23 protein-coding genes are annotated in these 21,861 nt (G+C 64.4%); 10 read left to right on the top strand and 13 right to left on the bottom strand.

Going from position 1 to position 21,861, the window contains the following annotated elements:
- The first annotated feature begins 18 nt into the window (after nucleotides 1–18).
- Complete coding sequence (locus HMI59_RS02615) at nucleotides 19–741, top strand: VIT family protein (RefSeq protein WP_193592704.1); 723 nt, start codon at nucleotides 19–21, stop codon at nucleotides 739–741.
- Between the two features lie 21 nt (nucleotides 742–762).
- On the opposite strand, the gene HMI59_RS02610 is transcribed toward HMI59_RS02615, so the two are convergent.
- The 7 genes from HMI59_RS02610 to HMI59_RS02580 form a co-directional block, all read right to left on the bottom strand.
- A complete protein-coding gene (locus HMI59_RS02610) occupies nucleotides 763–2,049 on the bottom strand; it encodes an MFS transporter (protein WP_227471515.1) in 1,287 nt (428 codons plus the stop codon).
- A gap of 118 nt (nucleotides 2,050–2,167) precedes the next feature.
- Nucleotides 2,168–3,568, bottom strand: coding sequence for a rhodanese-like domain-containing protein (locus tag HMI59_RS02605; protein WP_193592703.1), 1,401 nt, complete (start codon nucleotides 3,566–3,568; stop codon nucleotides 2,168–2,170).
- Nucleotides 3,569–3,754: 186 nt separating this feature from the next.
- Nucleotides 3,755–4,117 (bottom strand): thioredoxin, encoded by a 363-nt coding sequence (trxA, locus tag HMI59_RS02600; protein ID WP_193592702.1) that lies wholly within the window; start codon nucleotides 4,115–4,117, stop codon nucleotides 3,755–3,757.
- 67 nt (nucleotides 4,118–4,184) lie between these two features.
- Complete coding sequence (locus HMI59_RS02595) at nucleotides 4,185–4,481, bottom strand: rhodanese-like domain-containing protein (RefSeq protein WP_069696373.1); 297 nt, start codon at nucleotides 4,479–4,481, stop codon at nucleotides 4,185–4,187.
- A 53-nt stretch (nucleotides 4,482–4,534) separates the two neighbouring features.
- Nucleotides 4,535–4,876, bottom strand: a complete 342-nt coding sequence (locus HMI59_RS02590) for a rhodanese-like domain-containing protein (protein WP_193592701.1) — start codon at nucleotides 4,874–4,876, stop codon at nucleotides 4,535–4,537.
- 26 nt (nucleotides 4,877–4,902) lie between these two features.
- On the bottom strand, nucleotides 4,903–5,802 hold the full coding sequence (locus tag HMI59_RS02585; RefSeq protein ID WP_193592700.1) for a sulfite exporter TauE/SafE family protein: 900 nt from the start codon (nucleotides 5,800–5,802) through the stop codon (nucleotides 4,903–4,905).
- Nucleotides 5,802–6,422: a rhodanese-like domain-containing protein gene (locus HMI59_RS02580; RefSeq protein ID WP_166187924.1), complete on the bottom strand. Its 621-nt coding sequence runs from the start codon at nucleotides 6,420–6,422 to the stop codon at nucleotides 5,802–5,804. Before HMI59_RS02580 ends, HMI59_RS02585 begins: the two co-directional genes overlap by 1 nt.
- A 127-nt stretch (nucleotides 6,423–6,549) precedes the next feature.
- Between HMI59_RS02580 and HMI59_RS02575 the strand changes: the two genes are divergently transcribed.
- Together HMI59_RS02575 and HMI59_RS02570 are read left to right on the top strand one after the other, a co-directional pair.
- Entirely contained in the window at nucleotides 6,550–6,807 is a 258-nt protein-coding gene (locus HMI59_RS02575; RefSeq protein ID WP_193592699.1) for a metal-sensitive transcriptional regulator, read from the top strand.
- Nucleotides 6,808–6,853: 46 nt separating this feature from the next.
- Nucleotides 6,854–7,270, top strand: coding sequence for a DUF302 domain-containing protein (locus HMI59_RS02570; protein WP_166187928.1), 417 nt, complete (start codon nucleotides 6,854–6,856; stop codon nucleotides 7,268–7,270).
- 11 nt (nucleotides 7,271–7,281) lie between these two features.
- Here the strand turns inward: HMI59_RS02570 and HMI59_RS02565 are convergent, their stop codons facing one another.
- Entirely contained in the window at nucleotides 7,282–8,211 is a 930-nt protein-coding gene (locus tag HMI59_RS02565) for a threonine/serine dehydratase (protein ID WP_166187930.1), read from the bottom strand.
- Nucleotides 8,212–8,317: 106 nt separating this feature from the next.
- Between HMI59_RS02565 and HMI59_RS02560 the strand changes: the two genes are divergently transcribed.
- The 3 genes from HMI59_RS02560 (at nucleotide 8,318) to HMI59_RS02550 (ending at nucleotide 10,295) form a co-directional block, all read left to right on the top strand.
- Nucleotides 8,318–8,599, top strand: a complete 282-nt coding sequence (locus HMI59_RS02560; RefSeq protein ID WP_193592698.1) for a hypothetical protein — start codon at nucleotides 8,318–8,320, stop codon at nucleotides 8,597–8,599.
- Entirely contained in the window at nucleotides 8,538–8,945 is a 408-nt protein-coding gene (locus HMI59_RS26060; RefSeq protein ID WP_370583561.1) for a ribbon-helix-helix protein, CopG family, read from the top strand. The genes HMI59_RS02560 and HMI59_RS26060 overlap by 62 nt, the downstream gene beginning before the upstream one ends.
- Nucleotides 8,946–9,059: 114 nt before the next feature.
- Nucleotides 9,060–10,295: a VCBS repeat-containing protein gene (locus HMI59_RS02550; protein ID WP_193592696.1), complete on the top strand. Its 1,236-nt coding sequence runs from the start codon at nucleotides 9,060–9,062 to the stop codon at nucleotides 10,293–10,295.
- 210 nt (nucleotides 10,296–10,505) lie between these two features.
- On the opposite strand, the gene HMI59_RS02545 is transcribed toward HMI59_RS02550, so the two are convergent.
- The 5 genes from HMI59_RS02545 to HMI59_RS02525 are packed head-to-tail and all read right to left on the bottom strand — an operon-like array spanning nucleotide 10,506 to nucleotide 15,759.
- Nucleotides 10,506–11,849 carry an NtaA/DmoA family FMN-dependent monooxygenase gene (locus HMI59_RS02545; RefSeq protein ID WP_193592695.1) on the bottom strand — a complete coding sequence of 448 codons (1,344 nt, stop codon included), beginning with the start codon at nucleotides 11,847–11,849 and terminating at the stop codon, nucleotides 10,506–10,508.
- Between the two features lie 9 nt (nucleotides 11,850–11,858).
- Nucleotides 11,859–12,926, bottom strand: a complete 1,068-nt coding sequence (locus HMI59_RS02540; RefSeq protein WP_193592694.1) for an LLM class flavin-dependent oxidoreductase — start codon at nucleotides 12,924–12,926, stop codon at nucleotides 11,859–11,861.
- A gap of 24 nt (nucleotides 12,927–12,950) precedes the next feature.
- On the bottom strand, nucleotides 12,951–13,925 hold the full coding sequence (locus HMI59_RS02535; RefSeq protein WP_193592693.1) for an ABC transporter substrate-binding protein: 975 nt from the start codon (nucleotides 13,923–13,925) through the stop codon (nucleotides 12,951–12,953).
- 11 nt (nucleotides 13,926–13,936) lie between these two features.
- Nucleotides 13,937–14,794: an amino acid ABC transporter ATP-binding protein gene (locus tag HMI59_RS02530; RefSeq protein WP_227471514.1), complete on the bottom strand. Its 858-nt coding sequence runs from the start codon at nucleotides 14,792–14,794 to the stop codon at nucleotides 13,937–13,939.
- On the bottom strand, nucleotides 14,791–15,759 hold the full coding sequence (locus tag HMI59_RS02525) for an amino acid ABC transporter permease (RefSeq protein WP_227471513.1): 969 nt from the start codon (nucleotides 15,757–15,759) through the stop codon (nucleotides 14,791–14,793). The genes HMI59_RS02530 and HMI59_RS02525 overlap by 4 nt, the downstream gene beginning before the upstream one ends.
- Nucleotides 15,760–16,045: 286 nt before the next feature.
- Here HMI59_RS02525 and HMI59_RS02520 point away from each other — a divergent pair, with 286 nt between their 5' ends.
- The 4 genes from HMI59_RS02520 to HMI59_RS02505 all read left to right on the top strand — a co-directional run bounded on the left by HMI59_RS02520 (nucleotide 16,046) and on the right by HMI59_RS02505 (nucleotide 21,779).
- Nucleotides 16,046–17,980, top strand: a complete 1,935-nt coding sequence (locus HMI59_RS02520; RefSeq protein ID WP_193592692.1) for an FAD/NAD(P)-binding domain-containing protein — start codon at nucleotides 16,046–16,048, stop codon at nucleotides 17,978–17,980.
- A gap of 332 nt (nucleotides 17,981–18,312) precedes the next feature.
- Complete coding sequence (locus tag HMI59_RS02515; RefSeq protein WP_227471512.1) at nucleotides 18,313–19,404, top strand: DDE-type integrase/transposase/recombinase; 1,092 nt, start codon at nucleotides 18,313–18,315, stop codon at nucleotides 19,402–19,404.
- 119 nt (nucleotides 19,405–19,523) lie between these two features.
- Nucleotides 19,524–20,042, top strand: coding sequence for a GNAT family N-acetyltransferase (locus HMI59_RS02510; RefSeq protein ID WP_021474188.1), 519 nt, complete (start codon nucleotides 19,524–19,526; stop codon nucleotides 20,040–20,042).
- Between the two features lie 9 nt (nucleotides 20,043–20,051).
- On the top strand, nucleotides 20,052–21,779 hold the full coding sequence (locus tag HMI59_RS02505; protein WP_193592691.1) for a helicase HerA-like domain-containing protein: 1,728 nt from the start codon (nucleotides 20,052–20,054) through the stop codon (nucleotides 21,777–21,779).
- Nucleotides 21,780–21,861: the final 82 nt, after the last annotated feature.

The following is a 21,861-nucleotide window of genomic DNA, read 5'->3' as shown; positions in this document are numbered from 1 at the left end:
GATGTTTTACTGTTCACTATGACTGAGTTGCTGAAGCAGCACCCCAACGAACCGCACAACGACAGCATCGCGGCACGCTTGAACTGGCTGCGCGCAGGTGTCCTTGGAGCCAACGACGGCATCGTGTCCGTGGCCGCCACGGTTGTGGGCGTCGCGGGTGTTACCAACGATGTCACCCCCATCCTGGTGGCCGGCACAGCCGCCGTCGTGGGCGGGGCCGTTTCCATGGCCCTTGGCGAGTACGTCTCCGTCAGCAGCCAAAGCGACAGCCAGCGGGCCTTGATTGAGAAGGAACGGAAGGAACTCCGCGACGATCCCGAAGGCGAGCTGGAGGAGCTTGCCTCCATCTACCAGGCCAAGGGCCTCAGCGAAGCCACTGCGCGGACGGTGGCCCGCGAACTCACCGATCATGATGCCTTGGGTGCCCACCTGGAGGCTGAACTGAAGATCGATGAGGCAGAGGTAGTCAATGCCTGGCATGCGGCCTTCGCCTCGGCAATCGCCTTCACCATTGGCGCGGTGCTGCCGCTGCTGGCCATCCTCCTCCTGCCGGCCGAGGTCCGGATCCCGTTGACGTTCGTGGCCGTGGTGGTGGCTTTGGCCATCACCGGCACGGTCAGCGCCAGGATCGGTGGCAGCTCGAAGCGGAAGGCCACGTTGCGCCTGGTCATCGGCGGCGCCCTTGCCATGGCCTTCACCTACGCCGTTGGCCTGCTGCTGGGCACCACGGGGATAGCCTGATCCCGTCTTAGGGACCCGTCTCTAGGACGTCGATGCGTCCCGCAGATGGTCATTGTTGCGCATCCGCACGGCCACCACTGCGCCGGAAACCGCGGTGATCGCTGCGACGACGGCGACTGCTGCGGGGATGCCGTAAAGGTCCGCGAGCACTCCTGACAGGAGGGCACCAACGGCGAACCCGCCGTCGCGCCATAACCGGTACACCCCTACGGAGCGCGCCCGCCAGATGGGGTGGGCAACGTCGCCGATGGCAGCCAACAGTGTTGGGTACACCAATGCGGTACCGAGGCCCAAGATAATGGCTGCGGCAAGCCAGGGTCCGAAGTCGTGGGCGAAGGCGAAGATTCCCAAGGCCACGGACTGAACCAGCATGCCGGCCGTAATGAACCATTTGCGGCCCCCGCGGTCTGAAGCCGCGCCGGTGACCAGTTGTGCCAAACCCCAGGCGGCCGGGTAAGCGGCGGCCAGGATGCCAATTTGCCCAAGGTTCAGCCCGGCGCCGGCGAACAGGACGGGGAAGAGACCCCAGGCCAAGCCGTCGTTGAGGTTATTCACCAGTCCGGCCTGGCTGGCTGCGGACAGGGAGCGGTCCCTGAAACTGGTCAAGGTAAACACCTGCCCGGTGGTCAGGCTGGCGTGGGCCCCTGATTGAGTAGCGACGTGACGGGCAGCTTCCGTTTTTGCGTGGTGGTGGGTTTCCTTCACGGCGAGCACTGTCAGGCCCAGGCCCAGGGCGATGAAGGCGGCCCCGAGCAGGAAGGGGGCTGGACGCAGGCCGTAGGCGGTGGCCAGATAGCCTGTGGCGAGTGCAGTGCCGGCCACGCCAAGGTAGCCTGCGGCCTCGTTGAAGCCCATGGCCAGTCCACGCTGTTTGGAGCCCACCAGATCCATTTTCATGATGACGGCGGTGGACCAGGTGAGCCCTTGGCTGATGCCCAGCAGCACGTTGGCCGCTACGATCCAGGACCAGGACGGGCCGGCAATGAGAATGATCGGCACGGGGACCGCCACCAGCCAGCCGGCGACGAGGACAGGTCTGCGGCCATACCTGTCAGAGAGCGTGCCGGCAAAGTAGTTCGTTACGGCCTTGGACAAGCCGAAGGCCAGGATGTAGGTCAGCGCGCCGGTGTACTGGTCCAGGTGGAATTCCTGTGCGGCGAGAAGGGGCAGCACGGTGCGTTCCTGGCCCAAGGTCCCGCCTACGAGGGCATTGACGGCCACCAGCAACATGAACTGCGGCAGGTTCTCCCGTAAGCCCAGTACGGTCCGTGGAGTGGGCGCATCGTACTTTGGGATGTCGCTGGCCATGCGCGGGGTGCTCCAAATCCGGTGTGCGGGCAAAAGGGTGCCCGGGCACGCTTGGGGGAAGCGTACCCGGGCGGGGCCCGGACAGGAGGGGGGACCTGCCCGGGCGGCTTGGGGGTGGTTAGACGGCGGGGACGCTGTTCTTCCAGGAGTTCCAGGCTGCGTAGCTGCCGTCGAGTTCGACGACGTCGTACCCGGCACGGCGCAGGGCGCTGGCGGCGACGGAGTTCCGGACGCCGGACTGGCAGTAGCTGACGATGGTGCCGTTGGCGGGCAGTTCGTCCAGGTGCCACATGACGCGGCCGCCGCTGAGCTGGTACGAGCCCGGGACGTGCCCGGCGGCGTACTCAGTCTTGTTGCGGACGTCCAGGACCATGGCAGCGTCGAACCCTTCGAGTTCCTCGGGCTGGATCAGCTTAGGGGTGGCGGTGGGCAGCCCGTCGATGCTGGTGAGGTAGCCCGCCACGTTGTCGATGCCCACGCGTACCAAGTGGTCCCACAGGTCCATCGCCTGCTCCTGGTCTGCGGCGAGGAGCACCAGCGGGTTCTTGTCAGTTTCCGGGTTCACCACCCAGGCACCGTAGCTGGCCACGGACTTGCCGGCAGGGACATTCAGCGATCGGGCCACGGTTCCCTCGTGGACTTCGCCGTTGGAACGGGTGTCGATGAAGGTCAAGGTGTCCTCGGCCAGGCCTGCTGCGACGGTCCCGGTGGAGAGCTCCGGCAGTGGAGTGCGTTCACCCATGACCACAGGGCCTTCACGGTTTTCGCGCTTCATGCGGCCGAAGTAGGCGTGTGCGTCGGGTTGGCCGTCGAGGAGTTCGTCGATGAAGCCCTGCTCGTCGTCGGCTGCCAGGTAGGGACCCCACCAGGCGTAGAGCCGTTCGTAACCAACCGTGGAGGACGGGATGGCCCCGAGTGCTTTGCCGCAGGCGCTTCCGGCGCCGTGCGCGGGGTGGACCTGGACGTAGTCCGGCAGCGTCAGGAACTTCTCGCGCAGGCTGGCGAAGAGCTGCTTGGCGCCCTCGAAGCGGGTGTCAACGCCGCCGGCTGCTTCATCCAGCAGGTCCGGCCGGCCCAGGTCTCCGGAGAAGACGAAGTCACCGGAGAGCAGGTAACCGGGTTGGTCGCTGAACGCGCCGTCGGTGACCAGGAAGGACAGGTGCTCCGGGGTGTGCCCGGGGGTGTGCACGGCCTTGATGCTGATGTTGCCCAGGGTGATGGTGTCCCCGTCGTAGAGCCGTTCGCCGTCGAACTGGTACTGCCAGTCCGGGCCGCCTTCTCCGGAAACATAGATCTTTGCTCCGGTGGCGGCAGCCAGCTCGCGGGTGCCGGAGAGGTAATCGGCGTGGATGTGGGTCTCGGTGACTGCCACGATCTTCATGCCGTTCTTCGCGGCCAGATCCTGGTAAACGGCGATGTCGCGGCGACCGTCCACCACGATCGCTTCGCCTTTGGCCTGGCAGCCGATCAGGTAGCTGGCCTGGGCAAGGTCTTCGTCGTAAATGCGCTCGATAAGCATGGGGTGCTCTCCTTCAAGTGAAAGGGGATGTTGGGGGCCTGCATTCAGTATAGATACCCCCGGGGGTATCTTGCAACCGGGCTGCGGCCTGGGTTTTTCCTGCAGGAGGGCCCTGGCGCCAGGCGCAGGAGGCCTGGCGCTTCGTTGGGTTTGCTGGTGCCGGCGGCCGGTTTTACGGAGCCTGGATCAGGCGCGCTGACGGCCGGCTTCGGCGCGGGCTTTGTCCATGTCCAGGTTCTTCACGGCCTGGATGACTTCCTCGAGTCCCGTGGCGTTGAGGGCGCCCGGCTGGGAGAAAACGAGGGTCTTGTCCTTGAAAGCCATCAAGGTGGGGATGGACGTGATGTTTGCTGCGGCGGCGAGGGCCTGTTCGGCTTCTGTGTCTACTTTGGCGAAGGTGATGTCCGGGTGGCGTTCGGCGGCGGCGCCGAAGGTGGGGGCAAACATGCGGCACGGGCCGCACCAGGCTGCCCAAAAGTCAACGAAGACGATCTCGCTGCTCTCCAGGGTCTGGGCAAATGTGTGTTGGGTGATGTCAATGGTGGCCATGGCCTGGTGTCCTTTCGGGAGGTTTTGGTTGCGCCCGGTTGGCTGGTGCCGCTGCCGGGTCAGGGGTTTAGGTGGTGGGGAGTCCGGCGCGGGTCCAGGCGCTCATGCCGCCTGCCATGGTGTCGGCTTTGTAACCGGCGCCGTTGAGGGCATCGGCGACGGCGGCGCTGCGGTTGCCGCTGCGGCAAACAGCGATCACGGGGACGGCAGGGTCAAGCTCGCCCAGGCGGGCCTGCAACTGCCCCATGGGAATGTGCAGAGCGCCGGGGATCATGCCCTCGGCGACTTCGAAGTCCTCGCGGACGTCGAGGATCCGGGCACTGGCGCGGCGCTGCTCGGCTTCGGTGATGGTGATTTCAGCCATGATGGTTCTCCTTTGAAGTGGTTGGCGGCTGGCGGTTTGGGGGTGGTATCTGCCTAGCGGACGGGTTCGCCGGCTTGGCGCCAGGCGGCCATCCCGCCGCGTACTGAGTAGGCCTGGTAGCCCCGGGCTGCGAGGAGCCGGGCGGCGGAGGCGGAGCGCACTCCGGAGGCGCAGACTGCAATCACGGGCTTGTTCCTGTTGATGCCGGTGGTGCTGGTCTGCAGCCGGTCCAGGGGGACGTGCTTGGCCTGCGGCGCACGACCGGTCCGCCACTCCTGGGCGGAACGGACGTCGATCAGCGTGGCTCCAGAGCCCAGGAGTTCCTTGGCCTGGGCCACGGAAATGGTTTGGTAGGGCTTGCTGAAGGCCTTCTTGAGGGAATCGAAAAGTCCCATGGCAATTCCTTTCTGTGGTGCCCGGCTCAGACGGGCGACGGGACATCGGTACTGCGGCGGCCGCGGTTCCGGAGCGGGCAGGAGCTCACGAAGAACCAACAGATGCCTGCGGTTACCGCGGTGAGCCCCGCGACACCGGCGGCGATGGGCCATTGCAGTCCGGCGGGGGCCTGCTGGATCAGGACGAAGGTACCCATGGCCAGGACGAACCAGCCGAAAGCCTTGCGCAGGGCCGTCTCCGGGATGCGCCCGGCGAGTTTGGCGCCGATCAATGAGCCCACGATGGCCGCGGCGGTCACCCCGAGGGTGATGCCCCAGTCCAGCTGGACGGTAGTGAGGTAGCCCGCGAGGCCTGCAAAGGACTTCATGGCAATGACCACCAGGGACGTTCCCACGGCCACCGCCATCGGCAGGCCACCCAGCAGCGCCAGCGCCGGCACCACGAGGAAACCGCCGCCCGCGCCGACCAGACCGGTCACGAGACCGACGACGGCGCCGTCCAGCAGCACCCTGCCAAGGGGCAACTCGTGCTTAACAGGCGCCGCTCCGCCGTCGTTCTTTTTCTTCCGCCCACGCAACATGGCCAGCGAGGTGGCCACCATCATGATGGCGAAGGCGATGAGCAGGATCTGGCCAGGGATGTGACCGCCGAGGAGGCCGCCAACAAACGCACCCGCCATGCCGGCGGCACCGAAGATCAGCCCGGTCCGCCACATCACCCTGCCCTTGCGGGCATGGCTGATCACGCTGAACACCGAAGTAACGCCGACGACGAACAGGGAAGCCGCGATGGCCTCCTTGGCCTCGAATCCCGCCACGTAGACCAGGATGGGCACGGTCAGGATCGACCCGCCACCGCCCAGGACTCCCAGTGAGAGCCCGATGACCACCGACAGGGCCAGGACCAGGAGCAGGGTGAGGCTCATCAGGCTGCGGCTTCCGTGCTCTTGCTGCCGGCGGCGGGCAGGGCCAGGATGGCGCTTTCGCGGGTGGGCTCCTTGGCGGCCTTGTTCCACGGCATCGCGGAGATGGCCTTGCCCATGGCGCAGGTGTTGGTCGCAGCAGAGAAGGTCAGCCCGGTGCCGATAACGCCCGCGAGCGTCCGGATCTTGGGAGAAATGAACTTACCGCCGGCCAGGCCCAGCACTACCAGGGAGCCGGCCACCAGGCGCACCTGGCGTTCAAGGTCCCAGCGGTCCTTGCCCTTCACGACGTCGCCACCGGCGGCGGCGTACCCCGGAGCCCCGCCCGTGAGGACGTACGCGGTGTCAATCCCGGACTTGGCAAGGCGCTGGCGGGCCTGCTCGGCGCGGACGCCGGACTGGCAGACCAAAACCACCCGGGAGCCAAGCCGGGCGGCGAGCTCGTCGGTGTGCTCGGACAGCAGCGACAGAGGCACGTTGTAGGAGCCGCGGATGTGCATGGACTCAAATTCGGCAGCGGAGCGGACGTCGATGACCACGAGGTCCTGATGCTCCTTGATCCAGGACTGCAGCGTCTCAGGAGCAAGGGCGGTAACAGCGGATGCCGCGGAAGGGGAAGTCATGAATGGCCTCTCGATTCGAGTGAACAGGTGAATACCCCACCGAGTATTACAGATACCCCCCGGGGTAGCCAAAACACCCTAGGGGGTATAGGCTGGGTCCAAGAAACCGCATTACTTTGGAGTACCCATGGAACTGAATCCCACCGAACTGACCCCCGTCATCAACCGGCTCAAGCGCGCCCAAGGCCAGCTCGCGGCCGTCACCCGGATGCTCGAAGAAGGCCGGGACTGCAAGGACGTCGTCACCCAACTGGCGGCGGTATCGAAAGCACTGGACCGCGCGGGCTTCGCCATCATCGCCACCGGATTGGAGCAGTGCATCGTCCAAAAGGACGCAAGCATGGACACCAAGGACCTGGAGAGGCTCTTCCTCTCCCTGGCCTGAACCCTTCCTACCGACAATCCCCTGCCCGGCCCTACCAAGGAGAACCATGACGTACACCCTCGCCGCGACCATCGCCCTCCCCTGGGCCGAAGCTGTCGAGAAGACCCGGGACGCCCTGGCTGAGCAGGGCTTCGGAATCCTGACCGAAATCGACGTCCGCGCCACGTTCGAGAAGAAGCTCGGAGCTGAGGCCGCCGACGCCGTCGGAGACTATGTCATTCTCGGCGCCTGCAACCCCGCCCTGGCCAGCCGCGCCCTCGCCGCAGAGCCTCAGATGGGGGCATTGCTCCCGTGCAACGTCGTGGTGCGCCGCGCCAAGGATGCAGACACCACCACGGTCGAGGCCATCGACCCGCAAACCATGGTCCAACTCAGCGACGCCCCATCGGTCAAGGAAGTGGCTGACGACGCCGGCACCCGTCTCCGTCAAGCACTGGCGGACCTCAGCGAAGCGGCCAACTAAGAGACCCCGGGCTAGAAATGCGCCGGATCCGTGTTCGCTCCGCACAGCACGACGGCGACCTTCTCACCAGCGCCCGGGGCATAAGCCCCGGAAAGCAGGGCCGCGTACGCAGCCGCTGCCCCATGCTCAACGACGATTCGATGCCCTTCCCATAGCCTGCGGCGGGCCTCAATGATGGCCTGGTCAGTGACCAGCACGCTCTGCACACCCGCTCTGCGGGCAACCCCGAAGCCGATCTCCCCCAGCCTGCGGGCACCCAGGGAATCGGCTGCAATGCCTGAAACCGGTACGTCCACGGGCTCGCCGTGTGCCAATGCGCTATGGAGTGTAGGAACTGTTTCCGGCTCGACTCCTACAACCCGGGCCCGCCCCTCGGTAGCGGCCGCTATGCCACCCATCAACCCGCCGCCGCCGACAGCGACGAGGATGGTGTCGACGTCGGGCAGTTGCTCCATCATTTCAAGGCCCACGCCACCGGCGCCCGCCACAATCTCCGGCTGGTCATAGGCATGGCAGTAAACGGCGCCGCTTTCTGCAGCGAAGGCGACCGCCGCAGCATAAGCCTCGGCATATTCGGATCCGCCTTGAACCACCCTTGCTCCGACTGCGTACAGCTTGTGGACCTTGTTGGCGGGAGCGGACTCCGGGACGAACACCGCGGCGGGAACACCCAACTTCGCAGCGGCGTAGGCATTTGCCAAGCCCGCATTGCCGCCGGAGGCCACAACCACCCCGACCTCGGGATTGAGTTCCCCGTTCTCGCGGGCAGTGAGCAGCCTGTTGAAAGCGCCACGGGCCTTGAACGAACCCGTGTGCTGCATGTACTCACACTTAAACCACAGCGGGTAGGTCCCTTCATTGCCGCTCGCCGCCATCGGGGTGTGGCGGACCCAAGCGGCCGTCCGGGAATACGCTTCCTCAACCTGTTCGCGAGTGACCATCCGACTGCCCCTTTCGTTGGGTTTCATCCTACGATCGGGACCGCGGAGATCACGGGTGTTTGGAATATTGTCTTGCAATATAGAGAGTATTGCAAGACAATAAACCATGGGGATAGCTTGGACGAACAGTGCAGACAAACATGGAGTCGACAGGGAAGACGCCCTTCATGCCATCTTGAATTACATATACCGAGTCCAAGAGTTCGATGAGCCCTGGATCGATACGCCGAACAGGCCCGACCTCTTCATCGGTCCAACCAAGGATCGGAGGACAATCCTGGAGGTCATGGCTGTGATAACTCCACCGGATGGCATCCTGATATTTCATGTCATGGAAGCACGAAGAAAGATACTCGACATCGCAGAAAGAGGCACAGACAATGCGTGAAGTTAAGAGGCAAAACCCAACGGAGGAGAACGCAGCGCGGGTTCGCGACGCTGAACTTGCTGAATGGGCGGAAACTGCCGACCTCAGCCCGGATGCCCGGATCAGCAAAGCCGAAGGACCGGAGGCCGGCCGATCCATACTCGAAGCGGCTCTGGGTTCGCCCGAAGCTGTCAGGCGGGCTGTTGGAAAACCCTCGTTGGGCGGCAAGGGTACCTCACCGTCAAGATCCCTCCGCTTGCCCGTTGAGATGGATGCCCAACTAGTGGCTCGTGCCGCTGCGGAACACCGAAAGCCCTCAGAAATTATGCGGGATGCTTTAGCTGAATATTTGGCGAAAGCATCATAAAGCCAGCGGACGGGCTGTTGATCCGAAGGTAAGGAACCTGCCCAAGATCCCCGCGAGTGAGGTAGCCTCAGCAGAGACCCACGCACTATCGATGCTGGCTTCCGGGGGGAAACAATGGGGATCTTTGGCACGCGCAAGGCAGCATACGCAGCAACGGCACTGGCGGTAGGTGTGGCCCTGATGGGCGCGCCCCCAACGACGGCAGCACCGAAAGTAACGTCCGCACCTGCCGTTCAGACCCCCTCAGTTGGCCCCACGGCAGTCATCGACGGAGTCCCCTACGTCGGCGCGGAGCTGCGGAAGCAATACGACTACGACTATGCGGGCTGCAAGAACCCGGACGGCACCACCCCCAACGGGTACAGGGCGGAGTGGCTCCAGGACGGGGTACCCCTACCGCCCGAACGTCAGGGCGAAGTCCTTCAGCTCACCCCTGCGGACTTCGGTCACCGGATTTCACTCAGGGTCCACCCTTCAACGCCCGAAGAGCCCAATTGTCCTGATGCCACGCGGGTAAGCCCCGGCACGGCACCGGTCAAGGCGTCCTCGAGGGCCATGGGTTGGACGGGACGCGGGAACTTCGAACCCCTCGGGCGCACGGCGGATGGCAGGTTGATCCTCTACCCCCGGACGTATACGTACGTTCCCGGCAGTTGCGAGGGTGCCTGCCCGCGGTACTTCGGAGAGTGGGACGAACCCCGCCAGACAGGCCAGGGCTGGGACGCCATGGGAATCGTGTTCTCGCCGGGTGACTTTGACGGCGACGGCTACAACGACCTCCTCGCAACCGACGCCGCAGGCAACCTTTTTCTCTACCCGGGCGATGGCAACGGGGGCTGGCTTGACCGCCGCCAGGTTGGTCAAGGCTGGAACATCCTCGACTCGATCGTTGGCCCGGGAGATTTTGACGGGGACGGTTACAACGACGTCATGGCCCGCGATGCTGCCGGCGACCTTTATCTTTACCCCGGCGACGGAACCGGCGGCTGGAAACCCCGCAGCAAGGTGGGCCAAGGCTGGCAGATCATGGACAAGATCATCACCGGCGGTGACATGAACGGGGACGGTCCCGTGGAGGTCTTCGCACGGGACCGCAATGGATACCTCTCCATCTACCGGGCCGACGGCACGGGTGGCTGGGAGTCCTCGGCCATGCTCAGCGGCGGTTGGGGTGCTTTTTCCGATATTGCAGGGCTGGGCAGTTTCGGACACCAGCAGTACAACAACTTGTTCGCGGTCAACGGCAACGGGGATCTCATGACCTACTCCACCGGCGCATCAACCGGGGTCCTCTGGGGGCCTTACGGCCCGGTCGGGGCAGGGTGGAACGTGTTCCGCGAACTCCTCTGAGCGAGCCTACGTCCTCGGAGCGAGCCGAACGAGCCAAGGGAAGCTACAGGGGCTGCTCCCACACGGCCAGTTCCAGCCGAACGGTGCCCTGTGAGGAGGCCGCACAATTCTGCTGGATCATTCGGGGATCCGCCGGGCCAACACCGCGCCAATAAGCGGTTCCGCCCAGACGAGCGAAGAATGATCCAGCAAAATCGAGCAGGCTCTTCATCAGACGTTCACCGGCTGGCTCAAACGAACCGGCGTCTCCAACCCGAGGTTCTCCCGCAGGGTGCTGCCGCGGTACTCCGTGGGGTAGACGCCGCGTTCCTGGAGCTCCGGAACCAAGTGGTTCACGACGTCGTCCAGGCCGGTGGGGATGAGCCACGGGGAGATATTGAAACCGTCCACCGCTCCGACCCGCGCATATTGGGCCAGGTGATCGGCCACCGCGTTGTACGAGCCGGTAAAGGTGGAGTCGATCCGTGCCGTCTTGGACGAGACGAACTGGCGGATGGATAGGCCCTTGTCCTTGGCTTCCGCACGCCACTGATCCGCCAACTGGCGGGCCTTGGCGCCGTGGAAGCCGCTGCCGCGGGTTTCCGAGGTCTCTTCCACCACGGGATCAATGTCAGGCAGCGGGCCGTCCGGATCGTACGCGGAAAGCTCACGTCCCCAGAACTGCTCCAGGTAGGCAATGGCCTGCTGCGGACCGATCTGGAGGCTCCGCACCCAGTCCTTCTTCTCCCGTGCCTCCTGGTCAGTAGCGGCGAGGATGAACTCGCTGGCCGGCATGATCCGGACCGCGTTGGCGCCGCGGCCGGCAGCCACTGAACGGGAAACTATGTCCCGGCGGAATTCCACGGCATCGTCGAATTTAGGGTGCGCAGAGAAGATCACGTCCGCTTGGCGTGCAGCGAAATCGCGGCCCTCGGGTGAATCACCGGCCTGGAAGAGCACGGGACGGTACTGCGGACTACGAGGCAACCGCGGTGTGACGTCCACAGTGTAGTGCTGCCCCTGGTGAAGGACGCGGTGCGCGGGACCGGACGGCGTCTCCCACGAATCCCAGATGCGCTTGGCGGTCTCCACGAACGCTTCAGCATGCCTGTACCGGTCCGCGTGGTCCAGGTATCCGCCCCGGCGGAAGTTGGCGCCCGTCCAGGCGTTGTCCGTCGTGACGACGTTCCACGCAGCGCGGCCCCCGGAGATCAGGTCCAGCGAGGACAACCGGTGCGCCAGGTCTGCGGGATCGTTGTAGGTGGTGTTCTGTGTGGCAACCAGGCCGATGTTGGTGGTCACCGAAGCCAACGCCGCGAGCATGGTCTGCGCATCCGGCCGGCCCACCACATCGAGGGCGTGCGGACGTCCCAAGTGCTCCCGCAGCCGCAGGCCTTCCCCAAGGAAGAACGCCGCAAACTTTCCCCGTTCGGCGGTCTGAACGATCCTGCGGAAGGATTCGAAATCGGTCTGCGAACCGGATTCGGCGGCCTTCCAGATCGTGCCGGAGTTGACTCCTTGGAAGAAGACGCCGAACTGGATCCGGCCGCTGGGCTTGAAGATATCCCGTGTCATGCTGTTCCCTTACTTTCCAGCAGCAGCGCTGGCGGTGGTTGAGGTCGAGTAGCGGTTTGCGGGCCGTTCCAAGCCCAGCAACCCGCGGAAGGTGCCGTCCTGGACCGGCGCACGCAGCGAACCCCGGCGGCGGAGTTCCGGCAGGACCAGCCGGGAGAGTTCATCGAGTTCCCGCGCCAGGTCGCCCGGGTGCAGCCGAACGCCGTCGGCCTCCAACAGCAGTCCGTGAAGGTACTCGGTGAGTTCCGCGGCGGTGCCTGCAAATTGCGCGCGGCCGGCTTCCGGCACTGCCCGCGCAGCAGCCGGCTCACCGCGGGAATCAAGGACGACGCCGAGTTCGGCCACCACAGCCACCACCCCATGGCGTTCCCGCGCGTCGCGAACCTCGGCCACCAATAGTTCGGGCGTGGGCGCCGTGACCAGTACTGCGTCAACAGATTCCACCGGAACACCGCCGCCAACCAGCGACGCCGATGCCAGTACGGGAAGCTGGCCCTGCAGCGGCCTGGGGATGATGGAGGGGCCCTTGACGGAATACGGTGTGCCCGCGAAATCGGCCGGGGTTTCGAAGTCCACGTAGTGCAGTTTGTCGACGTCGATGTAGCGCCCGGTGGCAACGTCCCTGATCACGGCGTCGTCTTCCCAGGAGTCCCAGAGACGGCGCCCGACCTCAATGGACGCAGCGGCCTCGTGGACCAGCGCGTTGCCGCTGACCGGGGAACGCCCGACGGCGGCAGCGGCCCCGGGTGATTCGGCTGCGGTGACGATCCACCCGGCACGGCCGCCGGAGACGTAGTCCAAGCTCGCGAGCTGCGTGGCGATGTGGAACGGCTCGGTGTAAACGGTGTCCACTTCCGGGGCCAGTGCGATGGTCCGCGTGACCGGCCCTGCGTAGGCGGCACGCTGCAGGGCGTTCGTCCGGCCCGGCTCCGGAGCGTCCTTGAAGGTTGCCACATGGAATCCGGCCGCCTCGACGGCGAGGACCGCCCCGGCAAGGCTGCCGAACGCGCCTCCGTCCCAGCCGGCGCCGTCAAGCTCTATGGCCAGGAAACCGGCCTTGTTATCTTGGGTACTCACTTCTGGTCCTGACGTTCGTAGGGTCTATTTGCCGAAGCTTGTTTCCGTGACGGTCTTGGACTCCGGCACTGCTTCTTCGGAGAGGCCCCAGCGTTCCAAGACCTTCGCGTAGGAGCCGTCCTTGATGGTGGAGTTCAAGGCGTCGGTGATGGCGGGCGCCAAGCCGTTGCCTTTCAACGTCGTCGCGGCAACCAGGGTTTCGGACGGCCAGCCGGCGTTGACCTTGCCAACCAGTTTGAGGTCGTCCCGGGTGTTCTCGCGGTAGGTCACGGACGGGTAAGGGGCGAGGTTCAGGTCGGTGCGTCCGGAGGAGAGCGCAAGGATGGTGTCGGCGTCCGAGGAGTAGTACTGCAGGGTGGCAGGGGCTTTGCCCTTCTCCTCGAGTTCCTTGTTCCAGGCCAGGAGGATCTTTTCCTGGTTGGTGCCCGAGCCCACGGAAACCTTCAAGCCGGAAATGTCGTCGGCACCCTTGATGTCGTAGCTGGCGCTCTTCTTCGCTTCGAAGCCCATGTAAGCGGCCCGGTACGTGGAGAAGTCGAACAGCTTCACCCGGGCGGCGTTGATGCCCACGTTGGAGAAGACCGCTTCGAAATCGCCGGACTGGGTCTTGAGCGGCCAGTTCTCCCACGATGTCACCTGCAGGTCCAGCTCGAGTCCCAGTTTGTCCGCCACCAGCTGTGCGAGATCGATCTCCACGCCGATAGGGGTCTTGTCGTCCGTGGCATGGAAGGACAACGGGACCGACCCCGCGGTTGTGGCAACCGTCAGCTTGCCGTCCTTGGAAATGGCGGCCGGGACGGTGGCCGCGGCCGTGGCATCTTTCTCAACGCGGATGCGGTTCTGCTCCACTGAGGTGTTGTAGACGACGCCGTTCTTTGCGGCTTCGGATTCGGGCTTGGCTGCCGACGCTCCAGGATCGGAGCACCCGGCGAGCGCCGGAAGCACGACGGCGGGGAGGACGGCGAGTGCCAGGAATTTGGCTGTGGTGGTGCGAAGCATTGGGGAGATTCCTAGATGTTGAAGGCGGGTTCGATGACTTTGGAGAAGAAACTGCGGGTGCGTTCTTCGCGTGGGTTGCTGAAGATGTCCTGCGGGGCGCCGGACTCGATGATCCGGCCTTGGTCCATGAACACCACGGTGTCCGCTACGTCCCGGGCGAATCCCATCTCGTGCGTGACCACGATCAACGTGGTGCCGGACGTGGCCAGTTCGCGGATGACATCCAGGACCTCGTTGACGAGTTCGGGGTCCAATGCGGAGGTGGGCTCGTCGAAGAGCAGGATCTTCGGTTCGAGCGCGAGCGCCCGGGCGATCGCAACACGCTGCTGCTGGCCTCCGGAAAGCTGGCGGGGATACGCGTCGGCCCTGTCCTTCAAACCCACACGGTCCAGGAGTTCCAGTCCGCGCTTCCGGGCCTCGGCTTTGGAGCGCTTCTGTGCCACGATCGGCGCTTCGGCCACGTTTTCCAAGGCCGTGAGGTGGGGAAACAGGTTGAAGTTCTGGAACACCATGCCAACGTTGGTGCGTTGTTTGAGGATGTCCTTCTCGCGCAGCTCGTGCAGCTTGTTCCCCCGGGCCTGGTAGCCCACCAGTTCACCGTCGATGGTGATGAAGCCGCCGTCGACCTTTTCCAAGTGGTTGATGGTCCGCAGCAGCGTGGACTTGCCGGAGCCGGACGGGCCGACGATCACTGTCACTCCGCCAGGCGGCACGGACAGTGAAACACCCTGGAGCACTTCGGTGTTGCCAAAGGACTTACGAATGTTCTGGATGTCCACCTGTCCCTTGGTGGCCACCGTGCTGGCCGGGCCGGCAGCGGCAGGTGTTGCCGCCGTCGTCGATTCTTTGCGTGCGGTGATGATGCTCATCGGGCGTCCTTGCTGGGAGAGGCGGGAGCGTGGCTGGCGAAGAACTTGCGGGCCTTTTGCAGCGGCGTGAGCGGCAGGTTCCGCAGTGCGCCCTTGGAGAAGTGCCGTTCCACGTAGTACTGGAAGATGCTGAGCACGGAAGTGATCACCACGTACCAGAGCGTTGCCACAAGGAGCAGGGGCAGCACCTGTTGGGTCCGGTTGTAGATCACCTGCACCGTGTAAAACAGCTCGGAATAGGCCAGGACGTAGACGATCGACGTTCCCTTGACCAGGCCGATGATCTCGTTGAAGGCCGTGGGCAGGATGGCCCGCATTGCCTGCGGGAGGACGATCCTGGTGGAACGCTTCCAGGCCGGGATGCCCAAGGCGGCTGCGGCTTCCAGTTGGCCTTGGTCGACGGACAGGATGCCGCCACGGATGATTTCGGCGGAGTAGGCCGCCTGGTTCAGGGTGAGGCCGAGCACGGCTGCCGCGAACTGGCTGATCAACGTGGTGGTTTGGGCTTCGAAGAAGCGGACATCCGTGAACGGGATGCCCAGGCTGATCTTCTCGTAGAGGTAGCCGAGGTTGTACCAAAGGAGCAGCTGGACCAGGAGCGGAGTGGATCGGAAGATCCAGGAGAACGTCCAGGATACGGAGACCAGCAGCGGTGAGGATGAGAGGCGCATCAAGGCGAGGATAAACCCGAGAACGAAGCCAAGGATGCCGGAGATGGCGGTCAGCTTGAGGGTTTCCACCAAGCCTGCCACCACGGACTGGGCAGTGAACCATTGGGCAACCACTCCCCATTCCCAGCGCGGGTTGGTCAGCAGGGACCACGCTATGGCGGCGACGCCAAGGGCGACCGCCACGGTGCCCACCCAGCGCCACGGATGCTTTGCCGGGACCAGCTTGTAGTCGGAGTAGTCGACGGCGGGCCGAAGGGCCTCGTCCGCCGTGGCGGGCGGTGCGGCTGCACTCATGCGCCACCTCATTTCAGTTGGGATTTGCCTATCGGATTGCTGCAAATCTAGGGGCGGAATTATCCACCGGCAATTCGGATTTTTGTACTTCTTCACGGGACTTATTGCGGCTTCAAAAGGCTTCTTTCGGCGTCATCAATGAGTTCAGCCGGAGCCATTTGAGTCGTTTTGTTTTCCTCGGTTAACGCTGAATGACGCGTGGTGAACGGCGGTTACAGGCGCCTCGACCCGGGCACCACAGGCTCCCTACATTGGCCTTACCAACCACAGCAGATCAGGAGACCGCATGCCGTCACGAGTTCCCGCCATCGTCTTTATTGGCGGCGGCCCGCGCACGGCCGGCGTGTTGGAAAGGCTGGCGGCCAGCCGTCCCGCCTTGTTCGAAGGACCGCTGCAGATCCACGTCGTTGAGCCGCATGAACCTGGCTCAGGACGCATCTGGCGTTATCACCAGGATCCCGGCCTGCTGATGAATTCCACGGCCGCCGACGTCACAATGTTCACCGACTCTTCCGTGGCCTGTGACGGACCGCCGCTGGACGGCCCGGCCCTCGCCACCTGGGCAGCCGGCGTACTGGACGGCAGTATCCGTGATGTGCCGGTCTTCGAGCAGCACATCCTGGAACAGCTCCGTTCCCTGACCCCCGCGTCCTTTCCCACGAGGCAACTCCAAAGCAAGTACCTTGAGTGGTTCTTCCGCCGGGCGGTTTCCTCGCTCGGGCCGGACGTCACCGTCACCGTCCACCGCGATGTGGCCACCGCCGTCGAACGGGCCTCGGGGCCGCTGCCCGTGCATCGCGACGCCGGTACGCACCTCGTGCGGTTGGCCTCCGGCACCGAGCTGGGTGCCGACGTCGTGGTGTACGCCCTGGGCCACACCGATTCGCAGGCGCATCCGGACGCGACCCGGCTGGCTGGATTCGCGGCCGCGCACGGCGGCTACTACGCGCCGCCGTCGTACACAACGGATGTGGACTACTCCCCCATTGAAGCCGGCCAGGACGTCATCGTCTCCGGGATGGGGCTGGCCTTCGTGGACCTGTTGGTGCTGTTGTTCGAGGGCCGCGGCGGCCGCTTCGAGGAAAGGCCCGACGGCGTCCTCGAGTATGTGCCTTCGGGCGCCGAGCCACGGGTCTGGGCCGGTTCACGCCGTGGTGTCCCCTACCATTCCAAAATCTCCTCCTCGTTGCGCAGTCCGGTGGAGCGGCCGCGGTACTTCACGGCTGCCGCTGTTGAAGCGTTGCTGGCCGAACACGACGAACTCGACTTCCGTACCCACCTCTGGCCGCTCATCGCCAAGGATGCGGGCTACGCCTATTACCGTGAACTGTTCACCGGCTACCCTGAGCGGGTTCGTGGCGCTTGGGCGGACTTCGAGGCCCGTTTCGATGCCCTCGACTGGTACAGCGCCGGGCGGGAGCAACTTGTGGCCTCTGCCGTCCCGGATCCCGCTGTGCGCCTGGACCTTGAGTCGCTGGACCAGCCCTTCAGCGGTTGCGCGTTCGAATCCCATGAGACCGTGCAACGGTCCGTGGCCGCCTACATCCAACGCGACCTGGCACTACGGACCAGCCCCGACCATTCGGAAACGCTTGCCCTGTTCATGGCCTTGCTGTTCGTCTACATGGACTTGGGCCGTCTGGTGCCGCAGGAACGGCTCAACGCCCGCTCGCAGCAGGCAATCCACGGCTGGTGGAACGGCTTCTTCAGCTTCGTCGATTCCGGCCCTCCGGCACACCGGCTGCAGGAAATGCTGGCCTTGCACCGGGCCGGGTACCTGCAGTTCCTGGGACCGGGCATGTGGGTCCGCGCCGACGAACCAACCGGCCGCTTTGTTGCCGGGTCCTTCCAGTCACCGGTCCTGGTGGAGGCCTCCGCGTACATCGAGGCACGCCTGCCGTCTGCCTCCGTGGAGCGTTCCGCGAACCCTGCCCTCCTGAACCTGCACGACGCCGGACTGGGCACCGAACAGAGGCTGCTCACATTGGACGGTGCGCATTCGACAGGGAAACTTCTGGTCTCCGGGAATCATGAGGTCCTTTCTCCTGTTGGAACACCACAGCATGGGTTGTTTGCAGTGGGTCCATGGACGTCAGGCTGGGGCGCGGGTGCGTTTGCCCGGCCGAACACCAACGCGGCGCCGTTCCGCGAGAACGACGCCTTGGCCCGCCGCATCCTTCACACGCTGCCCTCCCCCGCCCCTCCCGCCCCTCCCAACTAGGTCGCATTAGTGCGCGTTCTGAGCCCGCAAAACGCGTGTGGAGTCTCATGACTTAATAGACAGTTCTGTCTCATGACTTCGTAGACACTCTGTCTCATGACATCGTGGACACTTTGCTGGCGGGTTTGCTGCTGTTCATGAGTAAATCCCAGCCGGATATCAGGATTCGGCATGCTGTCGCGACGTGGCCCGAGGATTCGCCTAGGGGCGCGGTCTCGGCTTTTTGCAGGAAGCACAATGTCTCCCGGGCGTGGTTTTACCGGGTCCGGGCAGCGGCTTCGGAAGTGGGACCAGTGAAGGCGTTGGAGAAAAAGCCCCCGCTTCCGAAGTCCATGCCCACTGTCACGGCTCCGGTCATGATCGAACTGCTGCTCGGTACCCGTGCAGAACTTCAGGAGAGCGGGTTTGATTACGGCCCGCTCTCCGTTATCGCGAAGCTCGCAAGGCAGGGCTTCAAGCCGCCTTCGCGTGCCACCGTGGCCAGGATCTTTGTCAGGGCAGGTGTCGTGGTGCCCGAGCCCAGAAAGAAACCACGAAGCGCGTACAAAAGGTTCGTCTATCCCCAGCCGAACGCCTGTTGGCAGATCGACTCGACCGAATGGCAACTCGCCGGCGGACAGAAGGTAGCGATCTTCCAGCTCGTCGACGATCATTCACGTCTGGCACTGGCGTCCCTGGTCGCAGCCGGGGAAACCAGCGCCGCTGCGATCGCCGTTGTCACGCAAGCGATCGAACGCCACGGGACACCGCAACGATTCCTCTCCGACAACGGTGCGGCACTGAATCCCACACGCCGCGGTCGCACCGGTGCGCTTGTGGAGTTCCTCAAAGCCAAAGGCATCGAACCGATCACAGGCAAACCCTACAAACCGACCACCCAAGGCAAGAACGAACGGTTCCACCGGACCCTGCACCGCTACCTTCACCGGCAGCCACCGGCAACCTCTATGGCCGCCCTCCAGTCACAGGTGGACGCCTTCGATCTCTACTACAACAACGAACGCGAACACCAAGGCCTGCCCAACGCAATGACACCCCGTGAAGCCTGGAACGCCACCCCCAAGACGTCCCCGCCAGCGGCCCCTGAACCGCTCGCGCCCCGTCCGGACAGGCGAAGCGCGCAACGGACAGTGAACAGAAACGGGTCCGTGACGATCCTGGGCACCCATTTCAAAATGGGCAAGGAACATACCGGCACCACCGTGCACATCCTCTACGACGACACCACCATCATGTTCTTCGGAGCCCAAGGCACCGAGATCATCACGCACCCCAGACCACCACAAGGAACCACCTACGTCGGCAACGGCAAACCCACAGGAGTCGCAGCCGACCCCCGAGGCACACGCACCAAACGAACCATCTACCCACAGCTCAAAAACCGGAACCCCAAACCATCGAACGAACTGTCCACGAAGCCATGAGACATCAAGTGTCTACGAAGTCATGAGACATGAAGTGTCTACAAGGTCCTGAGACATGACAAGCCCGCAAAACGCGCACAACTGTCACCTACTTGGGTGCCCACCACGAAAGGCAAGCCATGACCGCACCGCCAACCCTGCCGACGTCGGGCCTTTCCGTCCTCAGCCTCGCCATGGACGATCCCCGCGTCCGGCCGCTCCTGGATGAGCTCGCCGTCGAATATGACACCCGCTACGGGGACCTGTTCAGCAGCAAGGGAGCCTCCGAGGAACTCAGCAGGTACCCGGCGGAGGAATTTGCCGCACCGCACGGGGCTCTGATCATCATCCAGGAAGACGGCGAATCCGTAGCCGGTGGAGCGTTCCGCCGCTACGACGCCGACACCGCCGAGCTGAAGCGCATCTGGACCCACTCGGCGCACCGACGGCGTGGCCTGGCCCGCCGCGTGCTGGCCGAGTTGGAAGCTGAAGCCCTGCGCCGTGGCTACACCAAGCTCTACCTGACTACCGGGCCGCGCCAGCCCGAAGCCAGGAACCTGTACCTCGCCACGGGCTACACCGCCCTCTTCGATCTCGCAGCGGATCCCGAGGAAATCAAGCATTTGGCCTTCAGCAAGGATCTTGTGGCGCACCGCTAAGCTATCCGCATGGCCACGAAAACCACTGCCGAAAAACTCGCCACCATCCAGCAGGGGTACACCCTGCAAGGTGCCACCATCGAGCTGGGTGCCGCAATCGTGGACGGTGAAGTCCACAAGGAAGCGCAGGTCCGCCTCCCGTTAGCGATGATGAACCGTCACGGGCTGGTGGCCGGCGCCACCGGCACAGGCAAGACCGTCACGCTCCACATGATTGCGGAGCAACTGTCGACGGCGGGTGTTCCGGTTTTCCTCGCCGACATCAAGGGCGACCTCTCGGGACTGGCGACGCCGGCAACGGCCAGCGAGAAGCTGACCGCCCGGACGTCGGCCCTTGGGCAGGACTGGTCGGCAAAGAACTTTCCCGTTGAGTTCCTGTCGCTGGGCGGTGACGGCAACGGCATTCCCGTGCGGGCCACCATTACCTCTTTCGGGCCTATCCTGCTCTCGCGCATCATGGACCTGAACGACACCCAGGAATCCAGCCTCCAGCTGATCTTCCACTTCGCCGACAAGAACAACCTCGAACTCATCGACCTCAAGGACTTGCGGGCCGTCATCCAGTTCCTCACCTCGGATGAAGGCAAGCCCCAGCTGGCCGAGTTGGGCGGGCTGTCCAAGGCCACGGCCGGCGTCATCCTGCGCGAACTGGTGTCCCTGGAAGCGCAGGGCATGGAGAAATTCTTCGGCGAACCCGAGTTCGACACCGCCGAACTCCTCCGCACAGCCCCCGACGGCCGCGGCGTCATCAGCTGCCTCGAACTGCCCACCCTGCAGACCAAGCCGCTTCTCTTCTCTACGTTCCTCATGTGGCTGCTCGCCGACCTCTTCGAAGACCTTCCCGAAGCCGGCGACCTGGACAAGCCCAAGCTCGTGTTCTTCCTGGACGAGGCGCACCTGCTGTTCAACGATGCTTCCAAGGCCTTCCTTGAGGCGATCACCACAACAGTCAGGCTCATCCGTTCCAAGGGCGTCGGCATTTTCTTCGTCACCCAGACCCCCAAGGACGTACCCGCAGACGTGTTGGGACAGCTGGCCAACCGTGTGCAGCATGCGTTGCGCGCTTTCACCCCGGAAGACGCCAAGGCCCTGAAGGCCACGGTGTCCACATTCCCCGTCAGCGACTACGACCTCGAAGAAACCCTCACCTCCGCGGGAATCGGCGAGGCAGTCATCACCGTGATGAATGAGAAGGGCGCACCCACGCCCGTGGCCCTGACCAGGCTCCGCGCACCCGAGTCAGTCATGGGTCCCAGCGCCGAAGACCTCATCCGCAGTACGGTTGGGGCTTCATCGCTGTTGGCCAAGTACGGCACCGCCGTGGACAACGTCTCGGCGTACGAGAAACTGAGTGGGGCGGCGCCAGTGCCCACAGGTTCTCCGGCGTCGGGGGGCGTGTCAGGGCCGTCTTCAGATGGCGCCTCGGGAGCATCAGATGGGTCCGTTCCCTCCCGAGCCGACATCGACGCCGAAGCCCGGCGCATCGAGGAGGAAATCCTCGGCCGCCCCAGTTCCCGCCCCGCCTCTTCGCCTTCACCGTCCTACCCCGAGCCTCCTGCACCCTCCGCGCCAGGAACGTCCCAGCAGGACATCGGCATGTTTGGTGACCTGGCCGGTGCGCTTGGCGGCGCGTTGGGTGGCGGGCTCAAGAGCATGGTCCGTTCGATGGGGACCCAGCTGGGTCGCGACCTGATCCGGGGCGTCTTCGGTACGTCGTCCAAGCGTCGTCGCCGTTAGGGCTTGTTGTCCTGCGTCGTAACGACGGCGGGTGGCCGGTTCGGGCGGGTCAGGGCCCGACGGCGGGTGGCCGGTCTGGTGG

This window comes from Paenarthrobacter sp. YJN-5, from assembly GCF_015040095.1.
In the GTDB taxonomy this organism is placed as follows: domain Bacteria; phylum Actinomycetota; class Actinomycetes; order Actinomycetales; family Micrococcaceae; genus Arthrobacter; species Arthrobacter ureafaciens.
The sequence above is the reverse complement of the archived record's forward strand: the minus strand, read 5'-3'. Positions and strand labels throughout refer to the sequence as shown.